Annotated in this window: 15 protein-coding genes; 6 read left to right on the top strand and 9 right to left on the bottom strand. The window is 59.0% G+C overall.

Going from position 1 to position 19,388, the window contains the following annotated elements:
* The first annotated feature begins 151 nt into the window (after positions 1–151).
* The gene (locus QA648_RS07830; protein WP_283050644.1) at positions 152–910 is read left to right on the top strand and encodes a hypothetical protein; all 759 of its coding nucleotides are present in this window, start codon (positions 152–154) and stop codon (positions 908–910) included.
* On the opposite strand, the gene QA648_RS07835 is transcribed toward QA648_RS07830, so the two are convergent.
* From QA648_RS07835 to QA648_RS07845, 3 genes are all read right to left on the bottom strand, one after another.
* Positions 870–2,627: an ankyrin repeat domain-containing protein gene (locus tag QA648_RS07835; RefSeq protein WP_283050645.1), complete on the bottom strand. Its 1,758-nt coding sequence runs from the start codon at positions 2,625–2,627 to the stop codon at positions 870–872. The two genes, QA648_RS07830 and QA648_RS07835, sit on opposite strands and share 41 nt — an antisense overlap.
* A 166-nt stretch (positions 2,628–2,793) precedes the next feature.
* The gene (locus QA648_RS07840) at positions 2,794–3,621 is read right to left on the bottom strand and encodes a hypothetical protein (RefSeq protein WP_283050647.1); all 828 of its coding nucleotides are present in this window, start codon (positions 3,619–3,621) and stop codon (positions 2,794–2,796) included.
* A 30-nt stretch (positions 3,622–3,651) separates the two neighbouring features.
* Positions 3,652–5,331, bottom strand: coding sequence for an NAD+ synthase (locus QA648_RS07845; RefSeq protein ID WP_283050649.1), 1,680 nt, complete (start codon positions 5,329–5,331; stop codon positions 3,652–3,654).
* Positions 5,332–5,521: 190 nt separating this feature from the next.
* On the opposite strand from QA648_RS07845, the gene QA648_RS07850 reads away from it, so the two are divergent.
* Together QA648_RS07850 and QA648_RS07855 are read left to right on the top strand one after the other, a co-directional pair.
* On the top strand, positions 5,522–7,450 hold the full coding sequence (locus tag QA648_RS07850) for an LTA synthase family protein (RefSeq protein ID WP_283050651.1): 1,929 nt from the start codon (positions 5,522–5,524) through the stop codon (positions 7,448–7,450).
* An 80-nt stretch (positions 7,451–7,530) separates the two neighbouring features.
* Positions 7,531–8,079, top strand: coding sequence for a DUF1003 domain-containing protein (locus tag QA648_RS07855; protein WP_104823284.1), 549 nt, complete (start codon positions 7,531–7,533; stop codon positions 8,077–8,079).
* Positions 8,080–8,168: 89 nt separating this feature from the next.
* Here QA648_RS07855 and QA648_RS07860 read toward each other — a convergent pair whose 3' ends face one another.
* The 5 genes from QA648_RS07860 to rpiA form a co-directional block, all read right to left on the bottom strand.
* Positions 8,169–8,594 (bottom strand): GFA family protein, encoded by a 426-nt coding sequence (locus QA648_RS07860; protein ID WP_283050655.1) that lies wholly within the window; start codon positions 8,592–8,594, stop codon positions 8,169–8,171.
* Positions 8,595–8,750: 156 nt separating this feature from the next.
* On the bottom strand, positions 8,751–10,124 hold the full coding sequence (locus QA648_RS07865; protein ID WP_283050657.1) for a 3-deoxy-7-phosphoheptulonate synthase class II: 1,374 nt from the start codon (positions 10,122–10,124) through the stop codon (positions 8,751–8,753).
* Between the two features lie 147 nt (positions 10,125–10,271).
* Positions 10,272–11,657 (bottom strand): glutathione-disulfide reductase, encoded by a 1,386-nt coding sequence (gene gor, locus QA648_RS07870; RefSeq protein ID WP_283050659.1) that lies wholly within the window; start codon positions 11,655–11,657, stop codon positions 10,272–10,274.
* Positions 11,658–11,795: 138 nt separating this feature from the next.
* Positions 11,796–12,365 carry a DUF2059 domain-containing protein gene (locus tag QA648_RS07875; RefSeq protein ID WP_104823288.1) on the bottom strand — a complete coding sequence of 190 codons (570 nt, stop codon included), beginning with the start codon at positions 12,363–12,365 and terminating at the stop codon, positions 11,796–11,798.
* Positions 12,366–12,378: 13 nt separating this feature from the next.
* Positions 12,379–13,080: a ribose-5-phosphate isomerase RpiA gene (rpiA, locus tag QA648_RS07880; RefSeq protein WP_283050661.1), complete on the bottom strand. Its 702-nt coding sequence runs from the start codon at positions 13,078–13,080 to the stop codon at positions 12,379–12,381.
* 195 nt (positions 13,081–13,275) lie between these two features.
* On the opposite strand from rpiA, the gene QA648_RS07885 reads away from it, so the two are divergent.
* Together QA648_RS07885 and QA648_RS07890 are read left to right on the top strand one after the other, a co-directional pair.
* Positions 13,276–13,950 carry an HAD family hydrolase gene (locus tag QA648_RS07885; RefSeq protein WP_104823290.1) on the top strand — a complete coding sequence of 225 codons (675 nt, stop codon included), beginning with the start codon at positions 13,276–13,278 and terminating at the stop codon, positions 13,948–13,950.
* A gap of 184 nt (positions 13,951–14,134) precedes the next feature.
* Complete coding sequence (locus QA648_RS07890; protein ID WP_283050664.1) at positions 14,135–15,304, top strand: TIGR02281 family clan AA aspartic protease; 1,170 nt, start codon at positions 14,135–14,137, stop codon at positions 15,302–15,304.
* A 184-nt stretch (positions 15,305–15,488) separates the two neighbouring features.
* Here QA648_RS07890 and QA648_RS07895 read toward each other — a convergent pair whose 3' ends face one another.
* The gene (locus QA648_RS07895) at positions 15,489–17,390 is read right to left on the bottom strand and encodes a L,D-transpeptidase family protein (protein ID WP_283050666.1); all 1,902 of its coding nucleotides are present in this window, start codon (positions 17,388–17,390) and stop codon (positions 15,489–15,491) included.
* Positions 17,391–17,807: 417 nt separating this feature from the next.
* Between QA648_RS07895 and fumC the strand changes: the two genes are divergently transcribed.
* On the top strand, positions 17,808–19,199 hold the full coding sequence (fumC, locus tag QA648_RS07900) for a class II fumarate hydratase (RefSeq protein WP_104823293.1): 1,392 nt from the start codon (positions 17,808–17,810) through the stop codon (positions 19,197–19,199).
* Positions 19,200–19,388 lie beyond the last annotated feature (189 nt).

Here is a 19,388-nt window from a genome sequence, read left to right on the forward strand (position 1 = left end):
CCTCACCAGACGGTGACAAGCGGCAAACCGAGCCGCGTCTTCGATCATTTCGCAAGAATTTTCCCACCCGAACCGTATTTCTGATAGGTTTGTTGTTAAGCTCCACGCTGTATCGTTTTTCAAAGTCGAACCGCTTTCGAAGAGCAAAATCGTGAACCGCGGCAGAAATTACGTCTCTTGTCTTTTACTGTCCCTGCTGGCTGCATCGCCGGCTTTTGCACAGACGAATACCATCTGCGACGAACTGCATGGCCGGTATGCTAATATCACGGAAGTTGTCGGCGCCAGCACTGAGACACGGCAGCTTTCTCGCGCCATCGCCCAACAAAATACCATGATCCGCCGGCTCAAGAGCGATATGCGCATTCAGGGCTGCTCTTACGACAGCAGCATGGTGAATATCGGCGGCTCAGGCGATAGCGGCGACTGCGATGAAATGGAGAACTCGCTGGACCGCATGGAGCAGGACCTGGGTTCACTGATGGATGAACGTGAGCTGAGCTTGACCCGCATCGACGCTGAAAGGGCACAGCGCCGGCAATTGCTCATTGCCATGCAACGGCAGGGCTGCAACGCCCCGGCTTCGGCCCAGCCGGACACTGTTATCAATACCCGACTGAAGCCGGAACCCTATGCGCCTGAAGAGCAGTCGCTGGCGGAACCGGAAAGCTCGGTCACAAGCATCGAGACGCAGAAGCCCCGGACAGACGCGACGCTGCCACAACGGCAGATGTCGGCGACACCGGCACCGTCGATTACCCAAATTCAGCCCAGACAAATGCCGGCGGACCGGCCTTACGATCCCTCAGCAAACAAGGTGCGCCAGGTTGGGCCGCAATTCCTCGCGACCGACCAGGGCAGCCTCGATCTCAAACATCCAAAGACGGCTGGTCCTCAGCCGGCACAATAGGCGCTTTGAGCAGCGAGACGATCGCCTCATTGCCTGTCTCCCGCGCCAGATCCCTGTATGAGCGGCCGGATGCATCCCTCACCGAACGATCCGCGCCGTGCTCCAGCAGAAGGCGCATCGCATCGACCTGAGCATTGCGGATCGCAAAGCCGAGCGGCGTCAACCAGTCGCGCTCTGCGCTCGCCTGTCCGTGTGGACGGAAATCGCCGAAGCGGATGTTCATCCGGTCAGGATGCGTATTCAGATATGCGGCCAATCGCTCAACTTGGCCAAAGGCAGCCGCGGCAAAGATATCGAGTGGTTGTGTCTTCAGGAATTCGACCATCTCCTCCTTGCCGTTATACTCCGCCCAATCGATCGGCGGTGAATAGTAATAGGCATCGCGAATAGTGGTATCGGCGCCGTGTTCGATCAGCAACTTCGCCATATCGATGTGGCCATGCAAGGCAGCCTCATGCAGCGGCGTGCGGCTGGTCATGGCGTTGATGTCGAGGCCGAGGGCCAGCATGCGGCGAACGGGCTCGAAGGCATTGTCCGCCGCAGCTTCGTGCAACATTGCTGGGTGGGTTCGCCGCATCGCCGCGGGAATGTCGAGGTCCGGCACTATTCGTCTCATTTGGTCAATCGATATTTCGCCGGTCATTATTTGAAGGTAAAGCCAATCCTCCTGCTTCAAGCGAACGGCAACAGCGCCCTTCTGTACAAGGTATAGCGCAAGATCCTTGTCGCCACCGATCCGCGCCCATTCGAAGGGCGTTCGGCCATTGACCGGCTTGTTGACGTCAGCCCCATTCTCGACCAGCAGCCTGACGCGCGCGCCCATGCGCTTTTCACAGGCCCAAGCCAGTTGATAGTCGAACACCGTCTGCGAATTCGCCACCATCAGACCGTCTTCGCGCACCAGCCAATTGTTCTTGTCGGCGGCGGAAAGCCCGTATTCAAGCAGCAATTCCAGGCAGGAATTGTCGGGCTCGAACATCCGGTTATAGAGCGCCTGGCTGTCATTCACTTCCGCGCCGGCGTCGAGCAATAGGCGCGCGAAAGCCTCCCAATCAGGGTGTGGCGGCTGCCGGACCTTGCCGGCTTCGCCCTCTCCGAAGATGCCGGTCAACGCCGTGAAGCGATATTGGCCGCCGTCGAGGAAGAAGGCGTCGGGATCGGCCCCACGCTCGACAAGGACTCGCGCCGCCGACAAGCTGGACCGACCGGGCAAACGAGCATAGGCGGCATAGAGCAAGGGCGGCCAATCGTAAGGCCCGCCTTTCCGATCGAGAAGCTGTGGCTGGCGATCGAGCCAGCGCGCCACACCGGCGGCGTCGCCAAGCGCCGCGGCAATGTAGATGCTGTCCCCGGTAATTTCAGGATGAGCCTCCAGCAATTGCAGCGCCTCCTCGAAGCGTGCCGGATCTGCCGGAACGTGGGAGAAATAGGAAACCGTCGCCAGCGACAGGAATTGATTGGCAAGCTGATCTAGGGGAGTTTGCTCGCGATTGGCGCTTTCCAGATGCGCCTTGAGTTTCGTCCAGCTTGAGAAGCCATATTCGCGGGCAAGAACAAGCTGGATGTCCTGAAGCCCGACTTCGAGCGCATCGGCGAAATACGGTGCGACGCGACTGCGTGCCGATGAATCACCGGAATGAACGGCTTTCAGAAAAGCCTTGGCCTGTTTTTTCAGGGAATCGACGGTGGCATTGCCCGCCAGAGAGCGCGTGGTCACGAAAGACCTCCTTTCATTCACGTCCGGTATCCGCGCCCACAGACTGAAAAGAGGTGTGGCAGTCTTACGTTCTATGCATCAGGTGGGCCTTGCCCTTCCCGCGGATCGGATGCGCCCTGCGAACGATCCGGAACTTATCGCGAGCCGTCTGGCCTGTCCAGAGCGATCAGGCCGGCTCGTAGCGGACATAGGCGAACTCATCGCCATTGGGCGCCCAGTTCGGCACATTGATCGTCCCCTGCCCGCCGAAGAGCTCGAACAGCGTCGTCAGATTGCCGCCATCCATATCCATCAGCCGCAGCCGGACATGGAGATCGCGCGGATGGTCGAAGACATCTGGATCGTAGGAGATCAGCACGACCTTATCGTTCTTCGGCGACGGATGGGCGAACCAGTTGCCGTAGTTGTCGTTGGTGATCTGTTGTAGCCCGGTCCCATCGGGATGGATGCGCCATATCTGCATCAGACCAGTGCGGCTGGAGTTGAAATAGATCCATTGCCCATCGGCGGAATAGTCAGGGCCGTCATTGCGTCCCTCGCCATGCGTCAGCCGTGTCTCTTCGCCGCCGTCGATCGAGATCGTATAGATATCGAAGATATCGTCGCGAATGCCGCAATAGGAAAACCGCCGCCCATCGGGCGACCAGCCATGCCAATAGGAGGGCAGATTGCGCGTCACTTGCCGCGGGGTGCCGCCTTCGGCCGGCAGCACATAGATGCAAGACTTGCCGTGTTCCGTCTTGTCGGAAATGGCGATCAGCGAACCGTCGGGCGATATGCCGTGATCGTTGTTGCAGAGCGTCGCGAAACCGGTATCGACCTGAACGGCCTCGGCCTTGCCGTCTAGCGGAAGCCGATAAAGCAGGCCATCGCCGTTCAGCAGGAGGTAGCGCCCATCCGGCGAAAAGTTCGGCGCCTCGACCAGCCGCTCGGTCTGCCAGACGACGCGGTTTTCACCGGTGCGGATATTGTAGATCTCGACCGAGCTGCGCATTGCCTCTCCATTCGCCACGGGGCGTTGCGATCAACGATCGCGGAACCGGTTGGTGATCGGATAGCGCCGATCGCGACCGAAATTCTTCTTGGTGATCTTCACGCCCGGTGCCGACTGGCGGCGCTTGTATTCGGCGAGATAAAGCAGATGCTCGACGCGATGAACGGTTGCGACGTCATGCCCGCGCGCAACGATCTCCTCGACCGCCATTTCCTTTTCCACCAGGCACTCGAGGATGTCGTCGAGCACCGGATAGGGCGGCAGCGAATCCTGGTCCGTCTGGTTCGGCCGCAGCTCGGCAGACGGCGCCTTGTCGATGATGTTGAACGGGATCACCTCGCCCGATGGGCCAAGCGCTCCCGGCGGCACATGCAGATTGCGCCAGCGCGACAGCGCATAGACCTGCATCTTGTAGAGATCCTTGATCGGATTGAAGCCGCCGTTCATGTCGCCATAGAGCGTGGCATATCCAACAGACATTTCCGACTTGTTGCCCGTGGTCACCACCATCGAGCCGAATTTGTTGGAAATCGCCATGAGAATGGTGCCGCGGGCACGGCTCTGCAGATTTTCCTCGGTAATGCCGCTGTCGGTCCCTTCGAATAGATCGGAAAGCGCCGAGGTGAAGCCGGTCACCGGCTCCTCGATCGGCACGATGTCGTAGCGGCAGCCGAGTGCCTTGGCGCAATCGGCCGCATCCTTCAGGGAATCTTCCGATGTATAACGGTAGGGCAGCATGACGGTACGCACGCGCTCCTCGCCCAGCGCATCGACGGCGATGGCGGCGCAGATCGCCGAGTCGATGCCGCCGGAAAGACCAAGCACGACCGATTTGAAGCCGTTCTTGTTCACATAGTCGCGGAAACCCAGCAGGCAGGCGCGATAATCTGCCTCCTCGCCTTCCGGAATATGCGCCATCGGACCCTCGGCGCAATGCCAGCCATTGCCGTTCTTCTTCCAGGTCGTCACCGCCAACGCGGTTTCGAACTGGCTCATCTGGAAGGCCAGAGTTTTGTCGGCGTTGAAGCCGAAGCTTGCACCGTCGAAAACCAGTTCGTCCTGACCGCCAACCTGGGCCGCAAAGATGAGCGGCAAACCCGACTCGATCACTTGCCGTAACGCGACCTGGTGACGGACATCGACCTTGCCGCGATAGTAGGGCGAGCCGTTCGGAACCAGAAGAATTTCCGCCCCGCTTTCGGCTAGCGTTTCGCAGATGCCGAGATCGTTCCAGATTTCCTCGCAAATGGGGATACCGATGCGAACACCCCGAAAATTGACCGGCCCCGCAACGGTACCTTCATCGAAGACCCGCTTCTCGTCGAACTCGCCATAGTTCGGCAGATCGACCTTGTCTCTGATGAAGATGATCTTGCCGCCGTCGAGCACAGCGACCGAATTGTAGCGACCGGTGTCGTCCTGGCGGGGAAAGCCGATGACAACGCCCGGGCCGCCATCGGCAGTATCCGCAGCAAGGCTCTCCACAGCTTTCCGGCAGGCGCGGATAAAGGCCGGTTTCAACACCAGATCCTCTGGCGGATAACCGGAGATGAACAGCTCCGTCAGCAACACGAGCTGCGCGCCCTCGCGCGCCGCCTCGGCCCGCGCTTCCCGCGCCTTGGCAAGGTTGCCGGAGACATCGCCGACTGTCGGGTTGAGTTGCGCGACAGCGATCCGGATGGTCTGGGTGATGGGGCTTTGTTCTGTCATGCCATATATTTAGCGAGCGCCACCCCGTTCCGCAACAGCCTTCGGCCCTCTTCAAGCGCCAAAGATGGCGCTGCTCGCAGAGGACATATTTCGCCACCAAAAAATACTAAGTAAGCCTTGCGGTTCAGCCGCCATTCATGACAGAGAGGCGACAATTATGTGACGGTTTTGTAACAATTGGAGAGGGCCGTTGGTCGCCTTGATCCCCAGTTCCGTGTTGGCTGGCAGATTTGCCATTCTGCAAAAGCTTGGTGCGACGAGCCGACGATCGACGGTTTTACGCCAGCTTCAGAGCCTTGCGCTGACCTTCCTGCTTGCGCTCTTCACCGTCATCGCCGTCGAGTGGATTGCGCGCGGTGAGCTGACGGATCTTCCCGGCTATTTCGATTCGCCTATTCATCCCGGCTTCACCACGATCGGCATCGTCATGCTCCTGATGCTGGCGCTTGACGCCGTGTTCGGCCGCGCGCATCCATCGATCTTGGTGGTTGTGCCTCTGGTGCTGGTTCCGGCCCTTATCTCCAACCAGAAACAGTATTATCTTTCCGATCCCCTCTATCCTTCGGATTTCCTTTTTGCGCACCAGATCCTGGAACTCATGCCGGTGATCGTGCGCGAGCGCCCGTGGACCGCGGTTGCGGTCGCTGTCGGCGTCATCGCCTCGATTGTCGCGCTCGCCTTCCTCTGGCGCTACGCCTGGCGACATGCGACAGCGCTTTCGCGCAATGAGAGGGTCGCGCGGCTCTCCGTCTGCCTGCCGCTCATGACCGTCTTCGTCTCGCAGATGGATCCGACGCAAAATTCGTTCATCCGCGAAAAACTGCGCATCATCCCCATCGTCTGGGATCAGAAGGAAAATTACGCTTACAACGGCTTCATCATCGCCTTCTCGCTGAACCTGCCGATGGCGGACGTCAAAGCGCCTGGCGGATATGGACAAAATGCGATCGACGCCCTACCCGCCCGCAATTATGGCTATCTTTCCGGCCCACGCGAAAAGCCCGACATCATCATGCTGATGAGCGAGTCTTTCTGGGACCCGACAAGGCTTTCCAATCTGACCTTCACGCCCGATCCCATGCCGAACATCCGCGCGGCGCAGTCGGGCTATGTCTTCTCTCCCGAATTCGGCGGCATGACCGCCAATGTCGAGTTCGAGGCACTGACCGGCTTCTCCAACGCCTTCCTGCCCTATGGCAGCATTCCCTATCAGCAATATGTCCGCCGGCCGATGCCCTCACTTGCCACCTTCTTCCGCGGCGAAGGCTATGCAGCGCGTTCCATCCATCCGTTCAGCGGCTGGTTCTGGAACCGCAACGAAGTCTACAAGGCTTTCGGTTTCGAGGAGTTCCGCACCGAGGAGACCATGCCGCCTATGGAAAAACGCGGCCTTTTTGCCTCCGACGACTCGCTGATGAAGGAGATCATGCGCGAGGGCGACGCCATGGAGCGGCCGTTTTTCTTCTTCGCCGTCACCCTGCAGGGTCACGGTCCCTATGAAGCGCATCGCTACGCCGAGAATACGGTCGATATCAAAGGCGATCTGAGCGACGCCGATCGCGACACGCTCGCGACCTATGCGCAAGGCGTTCGGGAAGCCGACCAGAGCTTGAAAATGCTGATGGATTGGGCTTCGAAGCGCGATCGCGAGACGATTATCGTCCTCTGGGGCGATCATCTGCCGCCGCTTGGCACGGTCTATCCGGATACGAATTACATGCCCGAACAGGTGGCGACCCGAAAAGCGTCGCTCGATGTGATGAAGCGGCAGCATGAAACACCGCTGGTCATCTGGTCGAGCAAAAAGGGCGTGCGTAGGGATGTCGGAACGATCAGCCCGTCGCAACTGCCCTATCATATCCTGAAGACCGCCGGCTACGAGCATCCTTTCTACACCGGCTTTCTCGGCCGCTTGCAGAAGAAATACACCATCATCGATCGCTATCAGCTCGCGACGCGCGACAATCAGGCGTTTCCGGATTGGGCTCGCAAAGAGCAAAACCTCGATCCGCTGATACGCGACTACCGCTCCCTGCAGCATGACGTCATGTTCGGACACGAATATGGGCTCGACCGCTTCTTCCCGTCGCATGCCTGGCTGGTCGGCCAGGGTAGCTAGACTCCGACCTTTTTGCATTGCAATTCCATCGGGCAGTCGAATACTTGCGGCCAAAGCGACCAAGTCTTCGGAGCGTTCCCATGTATAATCTACCCAATTTCGTTCATCAGCATTTCGACAAGACGGCCGAGGAACTCGGCGAGATCGAAAAGCGTGTATTGAAAAAGGCGCATGAGCGGAAAATCGTTTCCACCGACATCAACGCTGCCTTTTCTGCCGAGGCATCCACGGGCGCACGCCTCGCCGACAGCATTGCCCGCGTCGGCGGCTCCTGGTCTTTCATACTCGCCTTCCTGGCGTTCCTCGTCGTCTGGTGCGTCGTCAACACCATCGTGCTGATGACCCGCGCCTTCGACCCCTATCCCTTCATTTTCCTCAACCTCGTCCTCTCCATGCTCGCCGCCATCCAGGCGCCGATCATCATGATGTCCCAGAACCGCCAGGCCGAACGCGACCGCTTCGAGGCCGCAAAGGACTACGAAGTCAATCTCAAGGCGGAACTGGAAGTTCTCTCCCTGCATCAGAAGATCGACCTGCACGTTTTGACGGAACTATCCGCCTTGCGCGAGGAATTCGCACGGCTGAGCAGTAGGATCGAAGACAAGAGTAGCGGCGGGTCGATCGTCTAAGCTGGCTGACCTCGGGCAGCAGATAGTCGGATCGCCCGTCGAGGCGGTAGTTGCGAGGCTTTGGAAGTGTCGCGCCAGCCGACAAGAACCTAATCCGAAGACCCCGCCGTCAGCAATCCCGGCCGGCCCTGTCTGTATTGCGGCAATCCATCGTCGATCTCGTAAAAATCGCCCTTGTCGGCGCAGTAGATATGATAGGCCAGTTTCAGATCGCTGGGGCTGTCGAAGAGGCCGGCCATGATCGAGATTTCCTTGGCCTCGTCAGCTACCCAGAAAAGCGCCGAACCGCAGGTTCGGCAGAAACCGCGACGGGCAAAGGAGCTGGCGCGGTACCATGTGATCGCGTCTTCGCCTTCGATCGTGATGTTATCGAGGGGGACATTAGTCGCCGCGTAATAGAGCCCCGTCTGCTTTCGGCATTGCGAGCAGTGGCAACCGACCACCTCCCGCAATGGGCCATGTGTCTTGAAACGTACGCTGCCGCAAAGGCAGGCACCGGTGTGATCGTCGTTCATGCTGATCCCTCTCTTTTTCAGCAAGTTTGACGATGATGACGTTCGCGTCAAATGCAAAGAAATGAAGCAGGATTCAGCGAGATTGATTGCAAGAGCACAAAAGAAAAGGGCCGGCATAACCGACCCTTTTCGCAGATGATGATTTTACAGCTTCGATCAGCCGTGTGCGCGCAGACGCTTTTCGTCGCGGCCGCCCTTCATGCGTTCGGCGAGCAGGAACGCCAGCTCGAGCGCCTGGTCGGCATTGAGACGCGGGTCGCAATGGGTGTGGTAACGATCCTGAAGATCCTCGGCGCCGACGGCGCGGGCGCCGCCCGTGCATTCGGTCACATCCTTGCCGGTCATCTCGATGTGGATGCCGCCCGGATGCGTGCCTTCGGCGCGATGGATTTGGAAGAAGCTTTCCACTTCCGACAGGATGCGTTCGAACGGACGAGTCTTGTAGTTGTTGAGCGTGATCGTATTGCCGTGCATCGGATCGCAGGACCATACGACTTTGCGGCCCTCGCGCTCGACGGCACGGATGAGGCGCGGCAGGTTGTCGGCAACCTTGTCGTGGCCGAAGCGGCAGATCAGCGTCAGGCGGCCGGCTTCGTTCTGCGGGTTCAGAATATCGATCAGGTTGATGAGATCGTCCGCCTGCAGCGAAGGACCGCACTTCAGACCGATCGGGTTCTTGATGCCACGGAAATACTCGACATGGGCATGATCGGCCTGGCGCGTGCGGTCGCCAATCCAGAGCATATGGCCCGAGGTCGCATACCAGTCGCCAGTCGTGGAATCGACGCGGGTGAAGGCTTCTTCATAGCCCAGAAGCAGCGCCTCATGGCTGGTGAAGAAATCGGTCTCGCGCAGGCTCGCATTGCTCTCGGCCGTGATGCCGATCGCTCTCATGAAATCCATGGTCTCGCCGATACGATCGGCAAGCTTGCGATAGCGCTCGCCCTGCGGGCTGTCCTTGACGAAGCCGAGCATCCACTTCTGCACGTTTTCCAGGTTGGCATAGCCGCCCATGGCGAAGGCACGCAGCAGGTTCAGCGTCGCGGCAGACTGGCGGTAGGCCATCATCTGACGATCCGGATTGGGGATACGCGCTTCTTCGGTGAACTCGATGCCGTTGATGATGTCGCCGCGATAGCTCGGCAGCGAAACACCGTTCTGCGTTTCGATGTTCGAAGACCGCGGCTTGGCAAACTGACCGGCAATGCGGCCGACCTTCACGACAGGCAGTTGCGCACCAAACGTGAGGACGACGGCCATCTGCAGGAAGGCGCGGAAGAAGTCGCGGATCGTGTCGGCGCCATGCTCAGCGAAGCTTTCGGCGCAGTCACCACCCTGCAGCAGAAAACCATTGCCTTCGGCGACGTTGGCAAGATGCGCCTTCAGACGACGAGCTTCACCGGCAAAAACGAGCGGCGGATAGCTTGCAAGCTGCGCTTCGGTAGCCTCCAGCGCTGCCTGATCCGGATATTCCGGCACCTGCTGGATCGGTTTTTGCCGCCAACTGCTCGGTGTCCAATTGTCTGCCATCTCACTCACCTGTTTCCGCACTCGGTCTTCGCCAAGTGTCCCGTCGCCATAAATAACGCGCGCTTATAAACCTTTGCCCGCCGCTTGCAAAGGCGAACCATCTCTTCGAGAGGTCTTTTATGCACCGTGGAATTACTATCCTATTCCTTATACGCGCTCGCCGTTGCGGATGCGATAGCTTGGCGTGTACATCGTCACCAGCTCTTCGGAGGCCGTCGGGTGAACGGCCATGGTGCGGTCGAAATCTTCCTTGGTGCAGCCGGCTTTCACGGGAATGCCAAGCAACTGCGCCATCTCGCCGGCGTCATGGCCGAGAATATGCGCTCCGATCACCTTGCGGTCGGCGGCATTGACGATCAGCTTCATGATCATCTTCTCACTACGACCCGACAAGGTCGCCTTCATCGGCCGGAACTGGGCGCGATAGACTTCGAGTTCCGGATAACGCTTGGCGGCTTCCTCTTCAGTCAGGCCCACCGTGCCGATCTCCGGCTGCGAGAAAACGGCAGTCGGGATCAGTTCATGATCCGGACGGGTCGGATTGTTCTTGTAGACGGTTTCGATGAAGCACATTGCCTCGTGGATCGCCACCGGCGTCAATTGTACCCGATCGGTGACATCGCCAAGCGCATAGATGTTCGGCACCGATGTCTGCGAATATCCGTCGACAATGATGGCGCCGAGTTCGTTGATTGCCACGCCGGCAGCCTCGAGCCCAATATCCTTCGTGTTCGGCGTGCGACCCAGCGCCAGCATCACCGTGTCCACCGTCAGCCGCTTGTCGTTCTTCGTCAGAACGCTCAGGCCATCGTCCGCCTTCGTCACGCTCTCGATGATGTCATGACAGAGGATGCGAATGCCCTTGGCCTCCATTGCCTCATGCAGGCCCTTTCGCAGGTCCTGGTCGAAGCGCGAAAGGATCTCGGCGCCGCGATAGATCAACGTCGTCTCGACCCCAAGCCCGTGGAAGATGTTGGCGAATTCCACGGCGATATAGCCGCCACCGGCGATCAGGATGGACTTCGGCAGCTCCTCTAGGTGGAAAGCCTCGTTGGAAGAGATGCAGAGTTCGTGGCCGGGCAGCGCCGCATGCAGGTTCGGTGTACCGCCGGTGGCGACAACGATCGTTTCGGCGGTGACGGTTCTGCCTGTTTTCAGCAGGCGGATCGTGTGGGCATCGACCAGCTCGGCGCGCGTATCGAAGATCTCGGCCTTGGCATTGTCGAGCCCCTTGCGATAGAGCCCTTCCAGGCGGGCGATTTCCTTATCCTTCGCTTCGATCAGCTTCTTCCAATCGAAGGTGCTTTCGCCCACCGTCCAGCCGAATCCCGCCGCATCCTCAAAATGCTCGCTATATTGCGAAGCGTAGACAAAGAGCTTCTTCGGAACGCAGCCGCGGATAACGCAGGTGCCGCCATAACGATATTCCTCGGCAATGCCGACCTTCTTCCCGAGGGACGCGGCGACGCGCGCGCCGCGTACGCCACCGGAACCACCGCCAATGACGAAAAGATCGAAATCAAAGGAAGACATCGAATACTCCTGCAGAAATGGAAGGGCGCGCGACGCGCCGAAAAGGGGTCGGCACTGATATAGGATTTCGAAGGGCAAAAAGAAAAGCCCGGAACGATATCCGGGCTTTGAAATTCGAGGGCCTGGAAAGGATCAGGCTTACTTCTGCTTCTGCGTCGGTGCAGGCTGAGCGTTGTTGGTGGCATCCGTCGGCGGGGAAACGATCGGAGCCTTCACCACCTTCTGCAGAGCATCGCTGCTCTGGTTGGCGAGATCGCGCGAAATGCCCTGACCCCAGATATCGGCCGCCTTGTAGAGCGCGCGCGTTGCGATCGGGCCGTCCTTGAGAAGCTTCTTGCCAGCCGGGGAGTTGTAGAAATCGGCGATCGCCTTCAGCTCGTCGGTGCTGAAAGCCTTTGCGTAGGTCACAGCGGCTTCCCGCTCCAGGTCGGCGCGGCGCGGCGCCAGAGCAAGTGCGGTTGCATCGACGGACGAATTGATGGCGTCACCGAAGTTCGGGTTCGCCTGGATCATCGTGCTCTTCAACTGCTCGGCGAGATTCGGCAGGATGTTGTCGAACTGGTTCGTGATGCCAAGCGCGTTGATCGCCGCCCGTGCGGCCTTGATCTGCTCTTCCGTGACTTCCTGAGCGCTGGCGGAACCGAGCGCGATGCCTGAAAGAACGATGGTCGCAGCGGCAAAACGGCCAAGACCCGCTATTTTGATCATGAGTTCAGTGCTCCTATGTATTGTTCGCCTGCAACGTGCGCGCGCCGGCGGGACCGGCAATGATCGCAAGTGTCGCCATGTTGATGAAGAGCCCGTGTTCGACAACACCGGGAATCGAATTCAGCTCAATCGACAGCGCCTCTGCATCAGGAATGCGGCCAAAAGATGCGTCGATAATGAAATGCCCGCCGTCGGTAACGAAGTTGCCGCCACCCGACTGGCGCAGGCTGAGCGCGCCGGAAAGGCCGAGGCGGGACGCCACCTTCTCGATCTGGATACGGGTGGAAACGAGGCCGAAGGGATTGACCTCGATAGGCAGCGGAAACGCGCCGAGCGTCTCGACGACCTTGCTCTCGTCGGCAATGACGATCATCCGTACCGACGAACCCGCGACGATTTTTTCGCGCAGCAACGCACCGCCGCCGCCTTTGATCAGCCGCAGGGCGCCATCCACCTCGTCGGCACCGTCGATGGTGAGGTCGAGCTCTGGAAGTTCATCGAGCGACTTCAGCGGCACGCCGAGTTCGACACAGAGCCGCGCGGTACGCTCGGAGGTCGGAACGCCTTCAATCACAAGGCCTACCGCAACCTTTTCGGCGAGCAGCCGGACGAACTCTTCCGCCGTGCTGCCCGTGCCGATCCCGAGCCGCATGCCGCTCTCGACATGGGCCAGAGCCGCTCTTGCAGCTTCGATCTTCAATTGGCGGGCGTCCATGCGCCACATGCTCCCGTTTATTACGTTGGAGTGCTGTTTACACGGCTCTCCCTGCAAACGAAAGCCAAAATAACGGCGCCTCATAGAAATCCGCGGCCATATTCGGCGGGGCTTAAAGAGGCTTTGGTTGCAATTGCCAGCCCGATCTTTTAACTCCAAAAGACCCGCTTCTTCTTACCCAAAGGCCAATTCCTCGTGAAATCTCCCCTTGTCGTATTCGATCTCGACGGCACGCTGCTCGATACCCATGCGGATCTCGTCGAAAGCCTCAACCACACGATTGCCGCATTGGAATTGGCGCCGGTCAGCTATGGCGACCTGACCTACCTCGTCGGCAACGGCGCTCAGGTCATGATCGAACGCGCCTGCAAGCTGCGTGGCTATATATTGAAGCCGGAGGAACTGCCGGCGCTATTGCAGCGGTTCATCGCCCACTACACCGAAACGATGCCTGGCCTGACGCAACCCTATCCGGGTCTGCTTGCCGCGTTAGAGGTATTGAAAACGCAAGGCTACAAGTTCGCCGTCTGCACAAACAAGATGGAGGCGCTCGCACGCACCCTTTTGGACCGGCTTGGGCTTACCCACTATTTCGAGGCCATCACCGGGGGCGATACCTTCACCGTTCGCAAACCGAATGCGGAGCACCTGATCGGCACCGTCGAGCGCGCCGGCGGCGACCTTCGCCGGACGGTGATGATCGGCGACAGCATCAACGACATTCTGGTTGCCCGCAATGCCGGCGTCCCCTCCATCGCCGTCCCCTTCGGCTACTCCGACGTCAGCGTCGACACGCTCGGTCCGAGCCGAGTCATCGCGCATTATGACGAACTGACTCCGGCGCTCGTACGCGATCTGTTAGCGGCATAGAGCCGGATATCGGCAGCAATCCGTTGGTAAAGTTGTAGCGGCCCTTGCGCGATTCACGCTGCTACGCCACAACTTGTCGACGCTTCAATACAAACGTGATGTCGGCCGGAAATTGCGACGCAAATCAGCCAGCAGTCTGCACCAAGGAGGAAGCGCAGAGGGCAATTGATGGCGGAGCGCGCGCTTGCTGGTAGCAGATCCTGAAGACCGCAATGGCGGTAGATTATCCTCTCGCAGAGGATGGCTCGCGCCAATCATTCGCACACTTACAATCTTTGCCGCCCTATGCGCGGCACTGGCATTCTATATCTATGGCGACCGCGTCGTCGGCTATCTCGAAGAAGCAACCGCCGCCAAGCCCGACCCGGCACTGCTCGCCGTCTATGAAAAATACGAAATTGAGCCGCTGCCGAACGTCGTTGCCGGCCGCAAATCAATGGCCAACTACCTCGACATGCTGCGCCGGGAGCCCTGCGACTGGAACGCGCTCTATAATTTTTCCGCTGAATTGCAGACGCAAGGGTATCGCCGCGAAGCCGCGAAAGCGCTGGTCGCGTTTTCCCGCAAATGTACGCCTTCCAATATCGCGCTCCAAAATGCGGCAAGCATTCTTCTCGGCCTCAGCGACTTTGGCGAAGCGATGAAGGTCTCGGACGAGTTGGTTGCGATGACGCCGGGCATACCGGACTTCTATTTTCTGCGCGGACAGATCCGGCAAGGCGCAAAGAAATACAGCGATGCCATCGACGACTATTATTCCGTTATCGGCCTTACCGATAACGTCGCCACCTTGAACAGTCTCGTGTTCCAGGGCATTTCCGACAGCTACCGCGCTCTCGGCGACTACTGCGCGGCGATCACGCCACTTCAGACCTGGGTATCGATCAATCCCGATCATAACGACACTGCGGTGGTGCGCGGAATCATCAAGAATTATACCGCGCAAGGAAAATGCGCGACGACCTATGCGACGGGCAGCGACCGCTTTCCAACCCAGGGCAAGAACGTGATCGTCACCAAGGTCAACATCAACGGCATGGACGGCAAATTCATCGTCGATACCGGCGCGAGCTTCATTGCCGTCACCAAGGCATTCGCGGCGCGAGCCAAGCTGCCCCTTGACGAAGCCGGCGACATTTCGCTGCAGACCGCCAATGGCGTCTCACAGGGTACGCGCACGACATCCACAACGGTCAAGGTCGGACACGTGGAGGCCAACGACGTCACCACCATCGTTCTCGGCGACGAGGCGGCCTTGGGAGACGACATAGATGGCTTGCTGGGTCGGTCGTTCCTGTCACGTTTCGATGTAACATTCGGAAGCCGCGAATGGCGGATCGAGACGAAAAACTGATCCGCTATCGGCCAAGAACAGCACCCATCGCCTGCGGCCGCGATTTTCCTTGAGGCAATTCCAGGCGCTTCTCAGACCTTATTTAGCGCCGGAAATGAGCAACATACCGGCGACGACGAAAGTCAGCACATGAAAAAGGCGGCCCGAATGGACCGCCTTTTCTTTTTCAAACACGAGCCTGCAATCAGATCTGTGCGGTGCGCGCCTTCGTGGTCGCGTCGAGCGCCTTCTGTGTTGCCGCATCGCGATCGTAGACATCGTTGAAATACTGCACGACGCCGTCCTTGTTCGGCCAGGCGGTGAAGTAGGCGATATAGATCGGGAACTTCTGCGGCACGGGTACCGCCTTGTTCTGGCCGGTGGCGATCTGCTTTGCGATGTCGTCCACCGTCGTGTTCAGCACGGCAGCGGCCATGGCGCGCGGATCGGCGAGGCGGACGCAGCCGTGGCTGAGCGCACGCATATCCTTCTTGAAGAAGCTTTTTTGCGGCGTGTCATGCATGTAGATCGCATGCGAATTCGGGAAGAGGATCTTCAATTCGCCCAGCGCATTGTCGCTGCTCGGCGGCTGGCGCACGGAGACATTCTGTGTCGAACCGTACCAATCGACGCTGGATGACGCGACGGCATGGCCACCGACTTCAACCTGGTAGCCCATGCGGTCGAGATAGTTCGGATCGGCGCGCAGCTTCGGCAGCATTTCGTTGATGATAATCGACTGCGGAACGCCCCAGAACGGATTGAACTCGACCGTCTGGACCTGATCCTCAAAGAAGAAGGTCTGATGTTCCTTACCGCCGACGACGACGCGCATCGACAGTTGTTCATGGTTGTTATTGTGGTAGTAGACCATGAAGGCCGGCTGGTTGATGAAGACGTAGCGCGGGCCAAGTTCACTCGGCAGCCAGCGCAACTGCTCCATGGCGATGACCAGCTTCTGGACCTTCGTATCGTTGTTTTCACCGACCATGGCGCGAACGGAAGACTGGCCGATGACGCCGTCTGCCGTCAGGCCTTTTTCCTTCTGGAAGTCTTCGACCAACGAGACGAGCTCTGGCGTATAGTCCGGCGTGCCCTTGTAGGCAGCAAGCGTCACGGCGTTCTTGACCTTCAGCGCATCCGAGCCGCGATGCTGGATAGCCTTGACGATGTTTGCCATCTCCGGCGAGCTGCCGCCCGGCTTTAGGGTGCCGTTCAGCGAGATGGAGATGTGCGTGCTGTCGTTGCCGCTTTCTGCGCGAAGCTTGGCAAGCTCAGCCTTCAGCTCCGAGAACTCCTGGTTCGAGGGGCTGCGGCTGTTGAGATAGGCGGCAACATCCGGGCTTGCGCGCAGCAGGCCGAGAACCGGCGTCAGGTTGACGTCCTTGCGCTTGAAATCGTGGTAACCGGAGATCTTGTTCGGGTCGAGACGGCCACGGATCGTATCCTGAACGAACATCAGCACCTTGCCGGAAAGTGCAAGCTCGAATTGCATCAACGCGCGGTCCCGCATTGTCGGGTCGACGCTTGCCGGATCGAAGCTCGGCGCCTGCACGGCATAATCGGCAGGGTCGAGGCCAACGGAACCCGCGTCGGCCAGAACCGCCATGGCAGCCTTGGCCTTGTCGTTGATGACATTGTCGGCAACCCAAAGGAGCGGCTTGCTCTGATCGGCGTAGTAGGCCTCGAGCGCCTTCGCGACATCATTCGTCGCCATCACGCGAGCTTCGGTCAGATAGCGACGCTGCGAAGCGCTGGTGTCGACAGCGACCGGCGTCGAAGACGCATCAGCGACCGCCCCCGTCACCACCGGATCGGCAAAACGGTTGGATGCCACGAGGCGCATAGCCTCGGGCTTGTAGGTATAATATTTAGGCGCACTGACGCTGGGCAGCGGCTCTTTTGCCTGTGTTGGCGCGGTAGCGCCAATACCAGTCTGTGCCGGATTGGCAGTGACCGGGGCGGAAACTTGAGTGCTCTGCTGACGCCCCTGCCCGCCGCGAATGAAATCCATGAGGGTCATCGCGTTCGCGGATGTCGCGCCGGCGGCGGAGAGGCAGCAGGAAAGAGCCAGAACGGATGCTGCGGCTTTCATGACAAGTTTCATTCTCTAATCAGTCCCCGTATCAAGCGGTATCTTCGAGACAGACGGTGCTGTTTTCCAATCAACTCGGCCGCGATGTTCCAAACACCGTTTAACCATTAGAATGAAAACGGCCAGACCCCGTCTTTCGTTCAATGCCTCAACTTTGTGTGAAAAAGCGAAAGCAGGCTTCGCGATTTAGTTCACACAAAATTATGAAATTATTAGTTAATTTTTTATTGAATTTTCGCGTGGTTTTTGAGTGGCAATAAGGACGCCACGAAGAATATCTATCGAGCGTGTTAAAAAGAACACGGCTTTCCTTATCGTGTCGAAAACATGACGAAGACTATCATGAAATCCCCCTTCTCTGTTTTCTTGGGCACCATTCGGACCTATATGACAACTATCCTTTTCAACGGAAAAGCAGGACCAGGGATAATGACCTCCACCCGCACTGAAACCGATACTTTTGGCCCGATCGAAGTGGCTAGCGACCGCTATTGGGGCGCGCAGGCGCAGCGCTCGCTCGGCAACTTCAAGATCGGTTGGGAGAAGCAGCCGCTGTCGATCGTACGTGCCCTCGGCATCGTCAAGCAGGCCGCTGCACGGGCCAACATGGAGCTTGGCCAGTTGGATCCCGCTCTCGGCAAAGCGATCGTCGAGGCCGCCCAGGAAGTGATCGACGGCAAGCTCAACGAGCATTTCCCGCTGGTGGTCTGGCAAACCGGCTCCGGCACGCAGTCGAATATGAATGCCAATGAGGTGATCTCGAACCGCGCGATCGAAATGCTGGGCGGCGTCATGGGCTCCAAGAAGCCGGTGCATCCGAACGATCACGTCAATATGAGCCAGTCGTCGAACGACACCTATCCGACGGCGATGCATATCGCCTGCGCCGAGCAGATCGTTCATCATCTGCTGCCAAGCCTCAAACATCTGCATGCGGCATTGGAAAAGAAAGTCGCCGACTTCGCCCACATCATCAAGATCGGCCGCACCCACACGCAGGATGCCACGCCGCTGACGCTTGGCCAGGAGTTTTCCGGCTATGCCGCACAGGTCGCCTCCTCGATCAAGCGGATCGAGCTGACCTTGCCCGGCCTTTGCGAACTCGCCCAAGGCGGCACCGCGGTTGGCACCGGCCTGAATGCGCCGATCGGTTTTGCCGAAAAGGTCGCCGACGAGATCGCCAAAATCACCGCCCTGCCCTTCGTTACCGCTCCAAACAAGTTCGAAGCGCTGGCCGCCCATGACTCGATGGTCTTCAGCCATGGTGCCATCAATGCCGCCGCTGCCGCTCTCTTCAAGATCGCCAACGATATCCGCCTGCTCGGCTCCGGCCCCCGCTCCGGCCTCGGCGAATTGGCGCTGCCGGAAAACGAGCCGGGCTCGTCGATCATGCCGGGCAAAGTCAATCCAACGCAATGCGAAGCCCTGACGCAGGTCTGCGCCCACATTTTCGGCAACAATGCCGCGCTGACCTTTGCCGACAGCCAGGGTCATTTCGAGCTCAACGTCTACAATCCGATGATGGCCTACAATTTCCTGCAGTCGGTGCAGTTGCTCGGCGATGCCGCCGTCTCCTTCACCGACAATTGCGTCGTCGGCATCGAGGCGCGCGAGGAGAATATCAGGGCTGGCCTCGAACGTTCGCTCATGCTGGTGACCGCACTTGCCCCGAAGATCGGCTACGACAATGCCGCCAAGATCGCTAAGACAGCGCATAAGAACGGCACGACGTTGAAGGAAGAGGCTTTGGCGAGCGGGCTGGTTTCGGCGGAAGATTACGATGCGATCGTCCGGCCGGAGACGATGATTGGGCCGAAGTGAGTCCCTCGTTCGGTGAACGTCAGGCACGTCCACCGATGACGCAATAGCCTGCCTGGCTACTCACCCCAACCCTCTCCCTGCCCATGCGTGGCGAGGGCTAGAGTGAGGGGCCGGGCACAAAATTTCAGCATCGGAAGACCCACCCGACCCGCGCATCTCCCGTCGACAAACTCACCATTTTGAAATTCA

Origin of the sequence: Rhizobium sp. CB3171 (genome assembly GCF_029714265.1) — a bacterium.
GTDB lineage: Bacteria > Pseudomonadota > Alphaproteobacteria > Rhizobiales > Rhizobiaceae > Rhizobium.